The organism is Acinetobacter sp. DL27 (assembly GCF_055810995.1).
In genome coordinates this window covers 111,287-130,132 of the sequence record NZ_CM147947.1, presented here as the reverse complement: position 1 = coordinate 130,132, position 18,846 = coordinate 111,287, and the positions used below count along the sequence as shown (strand labels likewise).

18 protein-coding genes are annotated in these 18,846 nt (G+C 44.5%); 7 read left to right on the top strand and 11 right to left on the bottom strand.

The annotated features are described in order from the left end of the window. Positions 1 to 32 precede the first annotated feature (32 nt). Positions 33 to 587: a GNAT family N-acetyltransferase gene (locus tag AC0KVP_RS00550; protein ID WP_473338212.1), complete on the top strand. Its 555-nt coding sequence runs from the start codon at positions 33 to 35 to the stop codon at positions 585 to 587. On the opposite strand, the gene AC0KVP_RS00545 is transcribed toward AC0KVP_RS00550, so the two are convergent. Next, on the bottom strand, positions 576 to 1,082 hold the full coding sequence (locus AC0KVP_RS00545) for a DUF1877 family protein (RefSeq protein WP_473338210.1): 507 nt from the start codon (positions 1,080 to 1,082) through the stop codon (positions 576 to 578). The two genes, AC0KVP_RS00550 and AC0KVP_RS00545, sit on opposite strands and share 12 nt — an antisense overlap. A gap of 196 nt (positions 1,083 to 1,278) precedes the next feature. On the opposite strand from AC0KVP_RS00545, the gene AC0KVP_RS00540 reads away from it, so the two are divergent. Then, entirely contained in the window at positions 1,279 to 2,001 is a 723-nt protein-coding gene (locus AC0KVP_RS00540; RefSeq protein ID WP_473338206.1) for a hypothetical protein, read from the top strand. Positions 2,002 to 2,074: 73 nt separating this feature from the next. Here AC0KVP_RS00540 and urtE read toward each other — a convergent pair whose 3' ends face one another. The 8 genes from urtE to AC0KVP_RS00500 all read right to left on the bottom strand — a co-directional run bounded on the left by urtE (position 2,075) and on the right by AC0KVP_RS00500 (position 11,035). Further along, positions 2,075 to 2,773, bottom strand: coding sequence for an urea ABC transporter ATP-binding subunit UrtE (gene urtE / locus AC0KVP_RS00535; RefSeq protein ID WP_473338204.1), 699 nt, complete (start codon positions 2,771 to 2,773; stop codon positions 2,075 to 2,077). A 10-nt stretch (positions 2,774 to 2,783) separates the two neighbouring features. After that, positions 2,784 to 3,602, bottom strand: a complete 819-nt coding sequence (urtD, locus tag AC0KVP_RS00530) for an urea ABC transporter ATP-binding protein UrtD (protein WP_087526658.1) — start codon at positions 3,600 to 3,602, stop codon at positions 2,784 to 2,786. Next, on the bottom strand, positions 3,599 to 4,672 hold the full coding sequence (gene urtC / locus AC0KVP_RS00525; RefSeq protein WP_473338201.1) for an urea ABC transporter permease subunit UrtC: 1,074 nt from the start codon (positions 4,670 to 4,672) through the stop codon (positions 3,599 to 3,601). Before urtC ends, urtD begins: the two co-directional genes overlap by 4 nt. Before the next feature lie 4 nt (positions 4,673 to 4,676). Beyond that, entirely contained in the window at positions 4,677 to 6,308 is a 1,632-nt protein-coding gene (urtB, locus tag AC0KVP_RS00520; RefSeq protein ID WP_473338197.1) for an urea ABC transporter permease subunit UrtB, read from the bottom strand. Positions 6,309 to 6,404: 96 nt separating this feature from the next. Next, the gene (urtA, locus tag AC0KVP_RS00515; RefSeq protein ID WP_004691771.1) at positions 6,405 to 7,688 is read right to left on the bottom strand and encodes an urea ABC transporter substrate-binding protein; all 1,284 of its coding nucleotides are present in this window, start codon (positions 7,686 to 7,688) and stop codon (positions 6,405 to 6,407) included. 398 nt (positions 7,689 to 8,086) lie between these two features. Then, positions 8,087 to 8,488 carry a hypothetical protein gene (locus tag AC0KVP_RS00510; protein WP_473338193.1) on the bottom strand — a complete coding sequence of 134 codons (402 nt, stop codon included), beginning with the start codon at positions 8,486 to 8,488 and terminating at the stop codon, positions 8,087 to 8,089. Positions 8,489 to 8,564: 76 nt separating this feature from the next. Next, entirely contained in the window at positions 8,565 to 10,445 is a 1,881-nt protein-coding gene (gene parE, locus AC0KVP_RS00505) for a DNA topoisomerase IV subunit B (protein ID WP_473338191.1), read from the bottom strand. Between the two features lie 14 nt (positions 10,446 to 10,459). Further along, positions 10,460 to 11,035, bottom strand: a complete 576-nt coding sequence (locus AC0KVP_RS00500) for a YqiA/YcfP family alpha/beta fold hydrolase (protein WP_473340365.1) — start codon at positions 11,033 to 11,035, stop codon at positions 10,460 to 10,462. A 240-nt stretch (positions 11,036 to 11,275) separates the two neighbouring features. On the opposite strand from AC0KVP_RS00500, the gene AC0KVP_RS00495 reads away from it, so the two are divergent. Further along, on the top strand, positions 11,276 to 12,607 hold the full coding sequence (locus AC0KVP_RS00495) for a PGAP1-like alpha/beta domain-containing protein (RefSeq protein WP_062031880.1): 1,332 nt from the start codon (positions 11,276 to 11,278) through the stop codon (positions 12,605 to 12,607). Positions 12,608 to 12,662: 55 nt separating this feature from the next. Here AC0KVP_RS00495 and AC0KVP_RS00490 read toward each other — a convergent pair whose 3' ends face one another. Together AC0KVP_RS00490 and gshA are read right to left on the bottom strand one after the other, a co-directional pair. Continuing rightward, positions 12,663 to 13,178 carry a disulfide bond formation protein B gene (locus tag AC0KVP_RS00490; protein ID WP_004978345.1) on the bottom strand — a complete coding sequence of 172 codons (516 nt, stop codon included), beginning with the start codon at positions 13,176 to 13,178 and terminating at the stop codon, positions 12,663 to 12,665. Between the two features lie 19 nt (positions 13,179 to 13,197). Then, positions 13,198 to 14,775 carry a glutamate--cysteine ligase gene (gene gshA, locus AC0KVP_RS00485; RefSeq protein WP_473338189.1) on the bottom strand — a complete coding sequence of 526 codons (1,578 nt, stop codon included), beginning with the start codon at positions 14,773 to 14,775 and terminating at the stop codon, positions 13,198 to 13,200. A 225-nt stretch (positions 14,776 to 15,000) separates the two neighbouring features. Between gshA and AC0KVP_RS00480 the strand changes: the two genes are divergently transcribed. The 4 genes from AC0KVP_RS00480 to AC0KVP_RS00465 all read left to right on the top strand — a co-directional run bounded on the left by AC0KVP_RS00480 (position 15,001) and on the right by AC0KVP_RS00465 (position 18,742). Beyond that, entirely contained in the window at positions 15,001 to 15,540 is a 540-nt protein-coding gene (locus tag AC0KVP_RS00480) for a DUF924 family protein (RefSeq protein WP_473338186.1), read from the top strand. Positions 15,541 to 15,578: 38 nt separating this feature from the next. Further along, positions 15,579 to 16,148 (top strand): CC0125/CC1285 family lipoprotein, encoded by a 570-nt coding sequence (locus AC0KVP_RS00475; RefSeq protein WP_058951504.1) that lies wholly within the window; start codon positions 15,579 to 15,581, stop codon positions 16,146 to 16,148. Positions 16,149 to 16,164: 16 nt separating this feature from the next. Further along, the gene (locus tag AC0KVP_RS00470) at positions 16,165 to 17,472 is read left to right on the top strand and encodes a DUF445 domain-containing protein (RefSeq protein ID WP_473338183.1); all 1,308 of its coding nucleotides are present in this window, start codon (positions 16,165 to 16,167) and stop codon (positions 17,470 to 17,472) included. A 112-nt stretch (positions 17,473 to 17,584) separates the two neighbouring features. After that, positions 17,585 to 18,742 (top strand): methionine aminotransferase, encoded by a 1,158-nt coding sequence (locus AC0KVP_RS00465; protein ID WP_473338181.1) that lies wholly within the window; start codon positions 17,585 to 17,587, stop codon positions 18,740 to 18,742. The last annotated feature ends 104 nt before the right edge of the window (positions 18,743 to 18,846 follow it).

The following is an 18,846-nucleotide window of genomic DNA, read 5'->3' as shown; positions in this document are numbered from 1 at the left end:
CCAAAAGCAAGACTTCTGTCTTGCTTTTTTTTATGCAAAAGCAGCATGATACCCCCCCCAACGCATACAACCTTGCCTTCATGTCTTTTCTCATTCGTCCAGCCACTGAACACGATCTGCCTGAGATCCAAAATATTTATAATGCAGAAGTCTTACATGGCATGGCCACTTGGAATGAACATGCCTATGATTTAGCACATTTCCAAAAGAAACTACTACACTTTCAACAGAATCAGTTCCCATTTTGCGTGGTGGAAGACCAAGAAACACAAGCCATTGCAGGTTTTGCAGACTATGCCACCTTCCGTAATTTTTCAGGCTATCGTTATACCGTTGAGCACTCGATTTATATTTCACCCAACTATGCACGTCAGGGCTTAGGCCAGCAGCTTTTAGCATATTTGATTGAACAGGCGAAATTGCAGCAAATGCATGTCATGGTTGCAGGGATTGACCATGCCAATCTGGCTTCTATTGCTTTACATGAAAAATTTGGCTTTGTACAAACTGGCTATATGCCCCAAGTCGGACAGAAATTTGGGCAATGGCGTGATCTGGTGTTAATGCAACTGTTGTTAAATCAGTGAGGTCGGGACTAAATTGTCACTGGTGACGCTAATCACGGCATAGGTATGCTTGGCCGCATGTTCATAAAAGCTTCTGAGCTGAGCAAAGACTAAACTCAACTCGGCAAATTGCAATTCAATCGATTCGGTCTGGATGCCATGTTCCTGTTCTAAGCGTTTCAAACAGGTGGTTTGCATATGTTTTTTAAAGTCATCGATATCCAGTTTTTCTAAAGCCTCTTGGACTTCAACCACACGAACCGCGGTGTTATAACGTACCTCTGTAAGTTGTTTTTGGCGCTCTGCCAAGTGATGCTCGGCTTGCACACTCAAAGCCAGTAAAGAAGTGCCGGACTTAAAACTGCCTTGTAATAAGGTCTGTAAGATTTTCCAGTTTTTACCTAAAAGCAGATGCGAATCGATGTGCTCCGAATTCAGCACATCGTCGACAGAAATAGATTCTAAAATCAACGTTTCCAAAGCATTGGGCGGAATACTTAATAATAATGTGTCCATATGGCTGCTCTTATTGTTGTTGCTTTCCATTAGCTTAACGCGTCTAAAAGCACACTGCTCAAACAATTTGTATGAGTAATTTTTCAGTTTCTATCATCTCTCTATCTTGAATAATTACGAGCCCCTAAAGATTGTCCCTTTACTTCGAATAGCTCCCTATGTTTTATTCAAAGCATAACGAAAATGGGATCAAATCATGCTTAAGTATCCATTCTTGATTGGACTTTTGACTGTAAGCACACTCGCTTCAGCAGATGGCACCTTTGAACAAGAACTTCGCCAAGGTTGTGCCAAAGTCAAAAGCTCTGCCAACTCTGGTAAGAAATTTTATGATCAAAAGCAATATCAAAAAGCGTTAGAGCAATTTCAGTATCAGGCGACGTGGTCTTCTTTTTGTTTAATGAATCAACCTGAAAGTGGTGTATCCCTCAGTGAACGTGATGTCGAAATTGCCAACAACAATGTCGGTTTAAGTTATAGCAAGTTGGGGAAACCACTTTGGGCCAGAGCATGGTTTTTGCGTGATGCTGAGTCTAAATCCAGTCAATTTAATTTAAAGCAACTGCCACCCCCTAAGCAGTCAGCAACACTGGCAGGTAAATATGTGCAGTATGCAGGCTTTGGGCAGTGGAATCAGATTGAGGTAAAACCGCTTAAGAATGTATATCAAATTGAATTTAATGGTCTTTATATGGGACTACGCAGTCTCATCTACGGACCCAATATTGGCGAATTTGAAACCACCATGCCGCTCAATCGAACTCAAGTTCAATATCAGGTCGATGACTGTAAAATTAATTTAAAGTTCGCCTTCGATCCCAAAATGGGACACACCATCCGTGTTAGTGAAACCAATAGCATGAGCTGTGGTTTTGGGCACAATGTTTCGGCAGACGGTTTATTTCTAAAAGTAGACTAAGATCGCGATACAATATTCAATATTTTCATCATTATCCCCCTCTCCCTTTGGAAGAGGGGGATAATAAAAAAGCTTAAATCGCTACCAATTCTCGAATACCTTTTGCAGGCATTTCACAGCCTACCCCTTGCGCAATCACTTGTCCACGGGCCATGACGGTATATGCATCGGCCAGCTCCTCGGCAAAATCATAAAACTGCTCGACCAAAACCACCGCCATGTCGCCGCCATCCGCCAGTTTACGAATCACTCGGCCAATGTCTTTGATAATAGAAGGTTGAATACCTTCTGTAGGCTCATCCAAAATTAACACCCGAGGCTCTGATGCTAGGGCACGCGCAATCGCCAGTTGCTGCTGCTGCCCCCCTGATAAATCTCCGCCTCGGCGGTGCTTCATTTCATCTAAAATTGGGAAAATTTCATACAAATGCTCAGGCACTTTTCGAGTTTTCGCCCCCTTAAACTTGGCCATGCCAATCAGGATATTTTCTTCGACAGTTAAGGTTGAAAAAATATCACGCCCTTGCGGCACATAAGCCAAACCTGCACGCACGCGTTGCTCGGGACTCATTTTCGAGATGTCCTGACCATCAAGTAAAATCTGTCCGGACTTGATCGGTAAAATCCCCATTAAACATTTCAGTAAGGTGGTTTTCCCAACGCCATTCCGCCCCAGTACCACGGAGCACTCTCCCACAGGTGTTTGAAATGAAACATCTCTTAAAATATGACTGCCACCGTAAAACTGATTGACGTCTTTGACTTCTAACATGGTCGGCTCCTTAACGTCCTAAATATTTCTCAATCACATCCTCATTGGCCTGTACCTCAGCCAATGTACCTTCGGCTAAGATCGCCCCTTGAGCCAGTACAGTCACTTTTTCACTGATGGTGTCGATAAAGCTCATGTCATGTTCAACCACCACCAAGGTGTGATTTTTCTTTAACTCTAAACATAGCTCAGCGGTTCGTTCCGTTTCGGCATCGGTCATACCCGCCACAGGTTCATCGAGTAGAATCAGCTTAGGACGTTGCATAAGCAACATACCGATTTCCAACCATTGCTTTTGTCCATGTGACAACAGCCCCGCAGGTTTATGTACCCACTCTTCTAGGCGGATTTGCGCCAATGACTCATCCAAAGCCAACTGTGCATCTGGGTCAAGTTTGCTAAAAAAGCTTTTCTTCACCCGCTTATCTTTTGGTGCAGCAAGCAGTAAGTTTTCCATCACTGTAAAGTTTTCAAATACCGTTGGTTTTTGAAATTTACGGCCAATGCCTGCTTCCGCAATTTGCTCGGTACTCATCTTGGCCAAATCATAGTTTTGCCCAAAAAAGGCGGAGCCTTCGGTCGGTCGGGTTTTGCCCGTAATCACATCCATTAGTGTGGTTTTACCTGCCCCATTGGGCCCAATGATGCAACGTAGCTCCCCTTCTTGGATGTATAGCGATAAATCATTTAAGGCACGAAAAGCATCAAACCAAACACTAACTTTTTCCAAGTACAATGCAATCCCATGACTGAAGTCGGCGCCTTGTTCTTTGGGACGTCCATAGCCGTCTGAAGCATGGCCACCATGAGGTTGTATTAGCTCACTCATTCGCTACGCTCCTTTTTAAAACGGTCAAACAGACCAATGACACCTTTGGGTAAAAAAATGGTGACCACAATAAACATAGCACCCAAGATCAATAACCATGCTTCTGGATAAGCCACGGTGAAATAGGTTTTCACGCCATTAATTAACCCTGCACCTAAAATTGGGCCAATCAAAGTCCCACGCCCACCCGCAGCTACCCACACCGCCATTTCAATCGAATTAACGGGGTTCATTTCACTCGGGTTAATAATGCCTGCTTGGGGCACATACAATGCTCCTGCAATACCTGCAATCACTGCGGACAGTACCCATGCAGAAAGCTTGTACCACAGCGTACGATAGCCCAAGTACTGCAAGCGGTTTTCACTGTCCCGAATCGCCCCCAGCACACGACCGTAGGGTTTATTCATGAGATGACGCAACCCCACAAAGCAAAGCATCAACACCAAAGCCGTTAAAGAACATAAGGTGGCACGCATGGGCGCAGACGTGATGTCCATGCCTAAAATAGTCTTAAAGCCAGTAAATCCATTGTTTCCGCCAAAACCTGTTTCATTGCGGAAAAATAACAGTGCCGCAGCAAATGTCATGGCCTGCGTAATAATCGAGAAATACACGCCTTTAATTTTCGAGCGAAAGGCAAAGAAACCAAAGATGAAGGCCACCACACCGGGCACCAATACCACCAAAGCCAAAGCCCATAAGAAATGATTGCTACCCACCCAATACCACGGCAGTTCAGTCCAGCTTAAAAACCGCATAAAGTCAGGCAGGCTGTCACCCGCTGTCTGACGCATCAGATACATACCAAACGCGTAGCCACCAAGGGCAAAGTACAAGCCATGGCCTAGGCTTAAAATGCCTGCATAACCCCAAACCAAGTCTAGTGCCAAAGCCACCAGAGCCAAACACATGATTTTACCAATCAGCGTGACCCAATACGCAGAGAGATGAAAGGCTGAATCGACGGGTAGTAAATGTAACCAAGGCAGGATCAACATCACCGCAAAGCAGACCGCAATAGTGAGCGCACTATAAGGTTTATCGGAAAATAAAGAAGTGATTTTCATGCGCTTACTCCACAAAACGGCCTTTGATGGCAAACAAACCTTGTGGACGTTTTTGAATAAACAAAATCACAAGAACCAGTAGAATAATTTTTGCAAGAACAGCCCCCATCCCAATTTCAAGGACTGTACCGCTGATCCCTAAACCAAGCGCCGCCAGCACAGCTCCCCAAACTTGCCCTACACCACCTACCACAACAACCAAGAAAGCATCGATAATATAGTTCTGACCCAAATCAGGCCCAACATTGCCCACTTGTGCTAAGGCACAGCCTGCTAGACCAGCCAGCCCAGAACCTAGCCCAAAGGCCAACATATCGATACGGCTAGAGCGAATACCGACAGCACGTGCCATTTGACGGTTTTGTGTCACTGCACGAACAAACAGACCAAAGCGAGTTTTATTGAGCAAATAAACCAACAGCAGTAGCACCGCAACCGTAAACACAATAATGGCAATCCGGTTATACGGCAGCATTAAACTTGGACTCAGCGCTATCCCACCCGATAACCATGAAATATTCGAGACTTCAACATTTTGCGCGCCAAAAATCATCCGTACCAATTGCATCAAAATCAGACTGACCCCAAAAGTGGCCAACAAGGTTTCAAGCTGACGACCATATAGTGGTCGAATTACCGTCCGTTCAATCAACATGCCAATCAGCGCACTTACCACAAAGGCCGCAGGAATAGCTGCAATTAAATACCAATCGACATAACTGCCTAAATAAGTCTTAAACAGGCTTTGCACCACATAGGTGGTATAAGCCCCGATCATAATCAACTCGCCATGTGCCATATTAATCACACCAAGCAGGCCATAAGTGATGGCCAAACCGAGTGCCGCAAGCAGTAAAATACTGGCTGTACTGAAACCTGAAAACACATGCCCTGCCCATTCACTGACCTGAATCCGTGTTTTAATCTGACTTTTGGCATCCACCAACACGGCTTTAAGTTCTGGGTTCAAATTTGATTGAGTTAAAGCTTGCTCAACCAGTGCCAGCACCTCGGGACGATTGGAATCGGTAAGGACTTTAGCAGCCTGAATTTGGACTAAAACATCTGGACTTTCAAAGTCGAGGCGTGCTTTAAGCTGTGCCAAGCGCTGTTTAACTTTATTATTTTGTTCATGCAGATAGAGCTGATTAATCTGCGCAACATTCAGTTCAGACAGATTATTTTCTAAAATATCAATGGCTGCTAAACGTTGGGCAGATTCTTCAGATTTTAATTTGGCCTGTGCCTGCCCAAAGTTTAAAGCTTTACGTAAAGTGTTGACCAAAGTTACCTGAGACAAATCCGCTGGCCAAGTTTCAATCACTTGCTCATCAGGATAACGCAATAATTTTTCATTATTTTTTAAGATATACGTCGTGCCTACACTGTCCCGATACAGCTCATCACTGTCGATCAGTGCCACCAATCGATCAAATTCTTCAATCGTCCCCGGCCATTGGTTGAGCATGGCACGGCGCTCAGCAAACTCAGCTTTGACAAAACGTTGAATCGTATCATTCGAGACTGATACGCTTTGAGTCTGAGCAGAAAGTTGAGCCTCTTCAGCCCAAATACTGCTACTCACGAGCTGTGCCATTGCGCACAGCAGTGCGGCACAAAAAAATTTAAGATTCATAATATGACTTCCTTAAGCTTGCTTAAAACATCTCACATCGGGATGTGCTTACTGAAAAGCCCACAGCGATCGCAGCAGGCTCAACGCTTAAGAAAATTATTTAGGAATGTACGGACTCCAAGGTTCCGCCTTAATCACATTTGGTGTTTTATAGACCACGTCAAACTGACCATCACCACGAATTTCACCAATCATCACTGGTTTTTGTAGATGATGATTTTCAGCATCCATTTTTAAGGTATAGCCTGATGGTGCTTTGAACTCTTGACCTGCCATCGCAACACGAACCTTATCAACATCGGTGCTGCCTGCTTTTTCAACTGCTTGTTTCCACATATTAATGCCCACATAAGTGGCTTCCATCGGATCATTGGTCACGATTTTGTCAGCATTCGGCAGCTTATACTGCACCGCATACTGCTTCATTTTATTCACAAATTCGGTGTTGGTCGGGTTTTTCACCGACATGAAATAGTTCCAAGCAGCCAAATGTCCAACCAATGGTTTGGTATCAATACCACGGAGTTCTTCTTCCCCCACAGAGAAGGCCATGACTGGAATATCCGAAGCTTTAATGCCTTGGTTACCCAGCTCACGATAGAACGGCACGTTGGAGTCGCCATTGATGGTTGAAATGACCGCGGTTTTCTTACCCGCAGCAAATTTCTTCACATTACCGACAATGGTTTGATAGTTACTATGACCGAAGGGTGTGTACTCTTCCATGATGTCCGCATCGGCCACACCTTTGGACTTCAAGAACGCACGTAAAATTTTATTGGTGGTGCGTGGGTAGACATAGTCCGTACCGAGTAGAACAAAACGCTCTGCTTTACCGCCCTCTTCGCTCATCAAATATTCCACCGCAGGAATCGCTTGTTGGTTCGGTGCGGCTCCTGTATAGAAAATATTTTTCGACTGCTCCTGCCCCTCGTACTGCACTGGATAGAACAATAAACCATTCAACTCTTCTACCACAGGTAACACAGACTTACGTGATACCGATGTCCATGAACCAAAAATCACCGCGACTTTATCTTGGGTAATGAGTTGTCGTGCTTTTTCAGCAAATAAAGGCCAATCAGATGCTGGGTCGACCACTACAGGTTCTAATTTTTTACCCAGCACCCCACCATTGGCATTAATTTCATTGATAGTCATCAAGGCCGTATCTTTGAGTGAGGTTTCAGAAATTGCCATGGTGCCTGATAGCGAGTGCAAAATTCCGACTTTGATGGTGTCACCGCTGCTCACTGCCGCTGTTGGCTCAGACGTTGCTGTTTCCGCTTTCTCCGCAGGTTTTGAACAACCTGTCAAAGCAATAGTCCCCATCATTGCAGTTGCAAGGAATGTTTTAGTGAGTAATTTTTGTTGGAACATCTTGATTTTCTCCAAACTTGAAACTTAGGGTGCATTTTGCAATGCATGATTGTTATTCGCGCTATGAGTGCCAATTCAATTTCTATGCCAAGCAGGGTTTTATGATGTGAAAATCATTATCAAATTTTTAATTATTTCAATATTTATCAATTATTTATTAATTTTTAAATGCACTGCATTTTAGGTAGATTTTCGCTCAGAGGACTACTTTTCTGCATACAAACTTGTATACATCATGTGTTCCAAATCAATTCATTTCGCCTAATTCAGTCGATTGATCTGGAAAATTGTGCACAGATTAGGCGCAATTTTATTGCTCATCTGCGCAACAAAAAGCCCGCAATGTACGGGCTTTTTATTTTTAGATTAAAAGTGTTCAAATAACACAATTTATGCATTTAATGCAGAATCATATGCCTAGGTTGATTTAGTGATGTGTAATCTTCAAACCAATAATGTGGATCATTCCCTTTCGTATATTTAACATTTTGTTCTTTATAATTTCCTTTAAACTTTTCAGCAAGGGTAACGTGTATTGAGCCTTGTTCAGGATAATCACAATGTGCATCACTGATTCGATTACCTAGTGCTAACTCATTGTCTAAAATTTTTTTCATCTCAGAATTTAATAAATTGGCATAATACAAAATTCTTTTTTTCCATTCGACACGCCCTGCTAAGCCTAAGGCATGTAGTGTTTCATCATCCACATCAGCTTCACGCATTTCCTGTAATTCTTCTTCATTCATGCCCATATCATTTCGTATATTTTCCGCTAAATGTTTTTCTTGATATTCCATTTTTATTCTCTTAAAGCCAATTTAGTTTTTAGTCATCATAATAGATAAGCCCACTTTACGCAGGCTTATCAATATATTAAACCACCAACTCGGCCAAGTTACCTTTCTGCTCTAACCATTCTTTACGGTCACTGGAGCGTTTTTTTGCCAGTAATTTGTCCAATAAACCTGCGGTAAAATGACTGTCATCCAAGTCTAACTGCACCAAACGGCGTGTGTTTGGATCCAGCGTGGTTTCACGCAGTTGGCTGGCATTCATTTCACCCAAACCTTTAAATCGAGTAATTTGCGGGTTCTTGGTTTTGCATTTTTTCAACATGCTTTCAAGCTCGTCATCGTCCAAGGCATAGTGCACATCTTTTGCATCATCAATCCGATACAGCGGTGGCATCGCCACATACAGATGTCCCTCTTCAACCAAGATCGGAAAATGTTTCACAAACAAAGCACACAGCAGCGTCGCAATGTGTAGACCATCCGAGTCAGCATCGGCCAAGATACAGATCTTGCCATAACGTAATTCGGATAAATCATCCGACCCCGGATCGACCCCGATCGCAATGGCAATGTTATGCACTTCTTGCGAAGCCAAGACTTCATCGGAAGAGACTTCCCACGTATTTAAGATTTTCCCACGAATAGGCATGATCGCTTGGAAGTTTTTATCACGTGCCTGCTTGGCTGAACCACCTGCAGAATCCCCTTCCACAATGAACAGTTCAGACTCTTCTAAGGTATGTCCAACACAGTCTGACAGTTTGCCGGGTAAAGTCGGCCCCGCCACAATTTTCTTACGTTCAACCTTTTTCGCAGCTTTCAGACGACGACCTGCTTTTGAGATCGCCATTTCCGCCAACTGCATGGCAATATCGGAGTTTTGGTTCAACCACAGTGCAAAAGCATCTTTAGCAATGTTTTGAACAATGCCTGACGCTTCACGGCTGGATAAACGCTCTTTGGTTTGGCCTGAAAACTGTGGCTCTTGGAACTTCAACGATAAAATATAGTTCACACCATCCCAAACATCTTCAGCCGACAGCTTCATATTGCGTGGCAGCAAATTACGCAGTTCACAAAACTCGCGCATCGCATCGGTCACACCTGAGCGTAGACCATTCACATGAGTCCCGCCCTGCGCCGTTGGAATCAAGTTCACATAGCTTTCTTGGACCAACTCGCCGCCATCGACATTCCAACAAATGGCAAATTCGGCACTGGCACGCTCAGCATCTCCTGTTGCCACAAAGGCTGGATGAGGCAGAATCTCACGATCCTCAATTTCATCCATCAAATAATCGACGAGGCCATTTTCAAACTGCCAAACAATTTTTTCGTCATTGATTTGGTCAACATAATTGATTTGCAAACCAGCCGCCAAAACGGCTTTGGCTTTTAAGTTGTGCTTCAGCGCTTTCAGGGCAAATTTCGGTGAATCAAAATATTTAGCTTCAGGCCAAAAGTGAACGGTGGTTCCTGTGGCACGCTTCGGAGCTTTGCCTTCTAGCACCGTCAAGGGCTCAGTCGGTTCACCGTGCTCAAAGGCCATTTGGTAAAGGTTGCCTTGACGCTGAACTTCTACTTCGACTCGGCTAGATAAGGCATTTACCACGGAAATGCCTACGCCATGCAAACCACCTGAAAACTGGTAGTTGTCGGTACTGAATTTACCACCTGCATGCAGTTTGGTCAGGATGATCTCGATCCCGCTTTGACCATATTCGGGGTGAATATCGACAGGCATACCGCGACCATTGTCTTCGACTGAAAGCGAACCATCTTTATAAACAGTGACGGTAATTTTGTTGGCATGACCGGCCAGTGCCTCATCGACTGCATTATCAATAACCTCTTGCGCCAAATGGTTTGGGCGTGTGGTATCGGTATACATGCCGGGACGACGACGTACCGGATCTAAACCAGATAATACTTCAAGCGATTGAGCCGTATATTGAGACACGTTGTACTGTTTCCTTATTTTAAGCAGTCCGATAAAAACTGTAATGCCATCGGTATTTTGTCTGCGAAATCTTCCATCGCATGATTGCCTTGCGTTTCCGATATCACGAGCGCTGCGCCATTATAATAGCGCTGTGCTTCACGATAATCCAAAACTTCATCGCCTTGTTGCAATAACACTAAAATTTTGTCTGCATCTTGCACAAATGGCAGCTCAATCTGTTCTAAATAGTCCAATTGCGCATCATCGAGCGTCCAATGTTCATTGACTTTATAGGGCAGTTGCATCGCACCAAATAGATCTCGGAACAAATGCCATGGTTGCATAGCTGGATTGATCAGCACAGCCGGCACTGCTAACTTCGCGACCAGTTGTGTCGCATAAAAGCCACCTAAACTACTGCCCACCAGTACCACCTGATCCAGCTCCTGAATCAAGGCGGCCAATTTTTCTAAGGCCAAATGTGGCGGCATGTTCAAGTCTGGCAAATGCACGTGCCACTGTGGACGAGATTCGCAATAGTGTTTCAGCAATTGACCTTTAATCGATAAAGAACTGCTTTGAAAGCCATGTAAATAAATAATATTCATGCTGTACATTTACTCTTCTACATCATTTTTATTGAACTCAAAAGAGATGGCTTCAGCCGACTGTATTATTTTGTATGGATATAAAAATTGTCAGACAAAAAAATAAGGTCATCTGTGTATTCATCGCTATTGTAAAAGTTGTTCGAGATGAATTAGATAAGCTAGAGTGCTAAGAATTTATACCGTGATCGTTGAAAAAAATAAAGTCCCTTTGGACACAGAAACACAAGGGTAGAAAAAATGCCAAGTTTAACGCCTCTGCACGAGACCTATTGTAAATGGGATCGTACTCCTCCCAGCCAAGCCGACCTGCTTGAAGGGATTGCTCAGTTGGTGACAACCCGCTTAGGCGATGTCGTCCACGATTTAATTCAGGCCATTCAGCGTGAAATTTTAATCAGTTTATTTGGGATGAATGAAACCAGTTCCAAGAAGTTTCTGTCGACACGGTCGATTGAAAAAATTTACCAATTTTCCTTCAATACCCTGCAAAACTACGGTAGCTATTTATTGGCGCCAAGTTTGCGTCATATCATTGAAAAATTTCCAAATTTGCATCGCAAACCCTTAACCCCAACCATGCATTATTTAGTTGGTGCAATCAACGGCGTTTTGGGCGACTATTTACTGAAATATCATAACCCTGTGGCGCTACCGATGGTGTTTTATGATCATTACGGTGCCATCCAGCAAGGCGAGTTGTCTGGTCGTGTGGTGATTATGGTCCATGGTCTATGTATGAACCATTTGTACTGGAGCACGGCGCGTTATGGCGGTATAGGGGAAAAACTGCTGGCGCAACGTGCACAAAATACTATGCTATATCTCAACTACAACACGGGTCGTCGTATTTCAGCCAATGGGCGTAGCTTTGCCAACTCACTACAAGACTTACTCAACCGCAACCCACGCATTAGCTCGATTGATCTGATTGGACACAGTATGGGCGGACTGGTTTCGCGCAGTGCGCTGTTCTACGGCAAACAAAATATGCAAAGCTGGATTCATGTGGTGGAAAACATGGTCTGTATTGGTTCTCCCCATCATGGTGCGGCTTTAGAACGTTTTGGCTTTCATTTGCAGGACAAACTGGGACGTTTCCCATTTGTCAAAATTATTGGGCATATCGTCAACATTCGCAGCAACGGTATTTTAGACTTACGTCATGGCAGTGTGCGGGATGATGACTGGGAACATAATGAAGCGCGTATTGGTCATGTTGATGACAATCGTAAGCCAGCCCCTTTACCCTCCCATATCAATACCTTCTTGGTGGCAGGTACCATTGAGTTTGAACATCGCAAATATCGCGCGCTCAATGTGATTGGGGATTATTTGGTCAGTGTGAAAAGTGCCTTAGGCGAGCATATGAACCCACGCTTTCAACTGAAAGTTCCCGATTCACATAAAGCCATTTTCTACGGCTTAAACCATTTTGAGTTACACACCCATGCCAGTGTTGCCGAACAAATCGTCAATTGGTTCTATCCAAATCCAACCGAAACTGAATATGGTCAAGTGCATGAATACATGATCGGGTTGGATGACTTAGAAGGCATTGCACTCACCTAAACCACTGATACATCCAATAAAAAAGCCAACATGACGTTGGCTTTTTTTATCTTTATTATTTTTTCTGTGCATGGCTTGGATATTTACGCAACAGTTGCCACAGACTAATCAACGCCAGTGCCACAAAAAACACCAAAGACCACACAGGTAAAGACTGACCTAAGAAAGTCCAATCTACAAGTGCACATTCACCTGAACCTGTTAAGACTTGCTCGAACACAGCACGCAGTGGCAACGTGTCTAACCAATAATCCAAGCCTGGGCCACAGCTCGGCACTTGATCAGGCGGTAAGCTCTGTAACCACACGTGACGTGCCGCCACACCAGCCGACCATAAGATCGAGAGGCTGCCCAAAAATGCATAAAAACGTTTAAAACCATTCGATGCTGGGTTATGCAAAAAGGCAATCAGCGAAATAATCCCCAGTCCAATCAGTCCCACACGTTGGAACACACAGAGTGGACATGGGTTTAACTGTAGCGGGCCATGCTCTAAATATAAGGCAAAGGCCATCCCGATGATACTGGCTAAAACCAAAACACCACTCACGAAGCGATAACTCCATTGCATGGTCAATCCTCTTAATTTTTTATCTAAATTGCGCAAGGTACTGTTCAAAACTCAGTTGACTATCTTGCTCTAATTGCTGTTGTTGTTGCAGTGATTGCGTAGCTAAATCGTCAAAATAAGCCCATGTCTCTGCACTCAACTGATGACGCTCATAACTCGATGCATGTTGTGCGGCCATTTGGCTACCAAAGCCCCATGTCCCACCCGCTTCTAGAGTATCTTCGATCATCTGCGCCGACAAAGTATCATCAACTTCAGCGACTCTCTGTTGCATGACTGTCATCGCTTTACTATACAGTGTGGTGTCATAGCACTGATCTAACAATACAGCCAGTTCTTGCATCGCCTCTAAATGAGACTGACTCCATGCTTCAATTGGGAACGATTGCTCACCCACAGCAATTGCAGCATTCGGTGCGCGACCGCGATTGACCACTTCCGCTTGGTTTTTCTCGATTTGATCTTGCTCTGCGGCCAATAAGTCTGGACTATCCAACAGTAAGCAATACAGCGCCAACACTTCTAAGAAACCTGCGGTATCTTCATTGATCCCAATTGGGCTATACGGATTCACATCCACCGCACGTAGTTCGACATAACCGACACCACGATTGCTCAGCGCTTGGGACGGCGTTTCCCCTGCTTGCGGCACTTGCTTTGGCCGCACCAAACTGTAGTACTCATTTTCAATTTGTAGGACATGATCATTAATTTGAATCGGCTCGCCTTGCGCATCATTGAGACCTAAGCGACTAAACGGCGCATAAGCCGTTTTGACTGCTTTTTGTAGACCTTCGAGATAACCGTCGATATTGTTGTAATGAATCCCGAGCTGCTTTTGTGCTGAGTTTTGATAACCAAAACGTCCCATCCGTAAAGCAGTCGCATACGGTAAATACAAGGTACCGCGCAGCAATGGCAACAGATGATGTTCACGCCCTGTCATAAAACACTGGCAGACCGATGGACTTGCCCCGACCAAGAACATGACCAACGGCGTAAGGCGAATAAAGTTGCGGATCAAACCAAAATAGCGGTGACTACGATAGTCTTGTGCAGATAAGGCTTTTAGTGCTTCATCTGTTTCATGTTGTTGTAATTGTTCAAACAGTTGATCTGGAAAAGACAAGTTATAGTGTAAACCTGAAATGGTTTGCATACGACGACCATAACGTACCCCTAAACCATGACGGTATAAGGTCTTGAACTTCCCGATATTTGAGCTGCCATATTGGGCTAAGCGAATTTTATCGTCATTGTCATCCAACATACAGGGCATCGACAGCGGCCAGAGCTTTTCACCATGTTCCAAATGACGATGCGCCACACTATGAATGTCTTTTAAATAATGCAACGCCTCAGTAATGCTAGGCTGGGGCGGCGTAATAAATTCTAATAAAGCTTCCGAATAATCCGTCGTAATATGCGGATGAGTCAGCGCAGAACCCAAAGCTTGCGGATGATCGGCTTGTGATAAAAAGCCATCACTTTGCATGCGCAAACTTTCACGCTCAATCCCGCGTAACATCCCTTGCAAAAGTGATGAATTGACCCAAGTCGGTAACACAGCTGTAGATTTAGATGCGGGTTGACCCATTACAATCTCACTTTTTGGAAGAAACAATTACAACGACGAATAAAATAAAATCATCAGTTTATATCAGTATAACGTGATTTTAATTCGGCACATTACACCCAGTCCTATTTTCAAGTAAACCATCTGTTCTATTTTTTCGGAAAATATTTATCACAAAGTTACGCTATTAGACATGTCAAAAGTGTGATTGTATTGAAGAATAAATGCTAAAGAATTGTAAACTTTATGAATTATCAAGAAATTTTAGATTTTTGGTTCGATCCTAAAAACCAAAGCTGGTGGTTTAGCCAAAATGATGCGTTCGATGCACTCATCGAAGAAAAATTTAAGACAATTCATCAACAAGCGGCGCATGCTGAGCTATGGTCTTGGCGCAGTAGTGCTGAAGGGCGTTTGGCTGAAATTATTGTGCTCGACCAACTGTCGAGAAACCTGTATCGCAACAGTCCTTTGGCCTTTGCTCAGGACGCCTTGGCTTTGGCTTTGGCACAAGAAGCCATCACGCTAAAACTAGATGCAGCACTGCCATCCATACAACGCAGTTTTTTATATATGCCCTTTATGCATAGTGAATCGAAACTTATTCATCAATATGCTTTAAAATTGTTCGAAGACTTAGGCAATCCGATTAACCTCGATTTTGAACAGCGTCACAAAGTGATTATCGATCGTTTTGGACGCTATCCGCATCGGAACCAAGTCCTTGGCCGCAACTCAAGCCAAGAAGAACTGGATTTTTTGACTCAGCCCAACAGCCATTTTTAACTGTTCGGCTTCTCCCTCTGTGCTAAGGAGTCTATCTCATGAAGAAAATTTTAATCGCCTGTGCACTGGCGACGGGTCTGAGTTTAGTAGGCTGTGCCTCTACCCCCTCAAAGCCCTTAACCTTCGACCAGTTAGGTCGGTTTAGTAATACGCCATTAAACACCTCGACTTATCGCATCAGTTTCCAAGCGCGCCCAAATATGAGCTATGGCACGGCTGAAGAAATTACCCTGGTCAAAGCCGCGCAAACCACAGTGCAAAATGGTTACCGCTTCTTTAAAGTACTGAATGACCCGAGCAACCAAAACCAACCGCCCCGACAAGCCGTGGTGTATTCAAACCCAATGCCTTATTACCCATATGGTTATTATTCTCGCCATCCAGCCTTTTGGCCTGACCCGTTCTACGATGTACCACGTGTAGTCGACATTGACCCCGTGCAAGTGTCATACAGCATTCAATGCTTTAAAGACCAAAAATCGGCACCAAGCGATGCCTTTGATGCCACGCTGATTTTAAAATCGCTGGGTGGAAAATACGGTTTGAGCCCAACCGGTGAAGTGCTCCCACCGCCTGAACCCAGCAGCCCCGCGTCGACCAGTAAATAAAGCATAGAGCCTGCCTATGAATGACCCTCAAGCCGTCCCATCGAGTCTGAAACGCAGTAAACGCTTCGCCACCATTGCCCTAATCACGGCAGTGGTGACATGGCTGCTGCTGATGGTCGTTGCCAAATTTGCTCCCACAGACAAGGTTTGGATCATTCATATTTTAATGTTATCCGCCGAAGCAGGTGTGGTGGGTGGCTTGGCGGACTGGTATGCCATTACCGTGCTGTTTCGTAATCCCTTTGGAAAAATGCCGATTCCAAAGTTTTTACGTGATCACACCGAAATTATTCCCCGTAACAAAGACCGTATTGCAGAGTCTATGGGCCGCTTTGTACAAGAAAATTTTCTTTCTCCACAAGTGGTGGAAAAAAGCCTGCAAAGTACCGACCTGTCTTTGGCGGTTGGTCAATGGCTCGCCAATCCACAAAACAATCTGCAAGTCACCCAAGTCATTCAACAAACGGTGCCTAAAGTCTTTGAGTTTGTGGGCCAAGAACAAATCGGACGCTTTATTCAAAGTAACAGCGTGCAGTGGGTGCGTAACACTCAGGTCAATCATTTGGCCAGTGAAATGCTGCGTGCAGTGCTGGAAAATGATTTCCATCAAGATGTATTACAACGCGGACTCGACTTGGCGCATGACTGGATGACCCAACACCCTGAACAAAGTCGTGAGTTGACCCGAACCTTGTTCAAAGAACTCGGGGTCTGGAAACTGGCCAAAGGAGCCAGTTGGATTGGCATCGATGTGCAGCAAAGAACCATCGACTCACTCATTCAACGAGTCGAGTCGATGTTGGCCGATCCTGAGCATCCGTGGCGTCAAAAAATTGAAGCGATGGGGCACGCGCTCATGCTCGAACTGGCAGACACCGACAGTAAAGCCAGCCAGCGTTTAAACCAAACCAAAGATGCCCTGCTAGATAGCCCACAAGTCCTGAATTTTATTAGCGGCGCAGTGGTCATTTTCTGTGATGCCATTAAACAAGACTTACAAAAACCAGACTCTGGCATTGCGCAGAACATCCGTGTATCCATTCAACAAATTGGGGAAAACATCATCTCCAATCAAGCCGTCAGAGACTTGCTTAATCAACGCCTCAGCGGCATTGCGGTCAATCTCAGTGACCAATACAGCGAAAAAGTCATTCGTTTTATCAGCGAACGTATTCACGAATGGGACTCCAGTGTGATGATTGATAAGATCGAAAATGAAGTCGGTGGCGACTTGCATATGATTCGGGTCAATGGTGTGGTGGTCGGTGCATTTATTGGCTTAGCACTGGGGATTATTCGCGCGGCAGTTGAACAGCTCTTATAAAAGCAATCCATAAAAATGCATGCTTTACCCCTGCCCTACATGCAAAATTTGCATAAGTAAAAGGGGATGAATATGCTATTTTGGGCTGATATTTAGACACTTTTAAGCATTCATGATTCAGTTGCCTTCATCTAAACTGCCTGCACAAGGCGTCACTATTTTCAGCACCATGACTGCCATGGCACAGCGCTTAAATGCCCTAAATCTATCCCAAGGTTTTCCAGACTTCGAAGCTCCTGCTGAACTGCTGGATGCTTTAGCACAGGCCACTCAAAGTGGTTTCAATCAGTATGCTCCAGGCGATGGAGTCTGGTTATTACGCGAGCAACTGGCGCAGCAATTTGCACAACGCGATCAGATTCAGCTCGACCCGATGACTGAAATTACCATCACTCCGGGCGCAACCATTGGCCTTTTTGCCACCATTCAAGCCGTAGTCCATGCGGATGATGAAGTCATCATTTTTGACCCCAGTTATGACAGCTATGCGCCAAGTGTGGCTTTGGTCGGGGGTAAAGCCATTCATATTGCGCTCCAGTCCCCGCATTTTTCAGTCGATTGGGAGCAGGTCAAATCAGCCATTACGGCCAAAACCAAACTGATCATTATCAACACACCACATAACCCGAGTGGTGCCATTTGGAGCAAGCAAGATTGGTTGACGCTGATTGAACTGATTCGCGACACCAATATTTTAGTCCTGTCCGATGAAGTCTATGAGCATCTGGTATTTGATGGTCAACGTCACTATTCCGCGCTGTCTTTTCCTGAACTGCGTGAGCGCAGTCTGGTGGTGGGCTCCTTTGGCAAAACTTTTCATGTGACTGGTTGGAAAACCGGCTACTGCGTTGCTACACCTGCGCTCATGCAACTATTCCGTCAGGTCTATCAGTTTGCCAACTTCTGCGGAGTCACCCCAGTACAACTGGCTTTGGCCAATTATATGCAGCAACATCCTGAGCATATTCAAAACTTAGCGGGCTTTTATCAAGCAAAACGCGATCGTTTTATTGAGGGTTTAACTGGTTCACGCTTTCAATGGTTGCCTTCGCAAGGCACTTACTTTCAAAATGTCGACTACAGCCACATTCGTCCCGATTTAAACGATGTTGAATTTTGCCACTTTCTGGCAGAGCAGCATGGCATTGTTGGCATTCCTGTTTCGGTGTTTTATCAGCAGGCGCCAGAGGCTTTGCGCATGATTCGTTTTTGCTTTGCTAAGACCGATCAAACTTTGGCTCAGGCAGCAGAAATTTTGCAAAGCGTTTAAATCTTTTTCAGCTTTGCATTTGCACAAGAACCGACTTCGCTTACTGAAATACATCGGCTTTTCAGCGCTGAACTATGCTAGGGTAAGCCTTAGAAATGTAATAA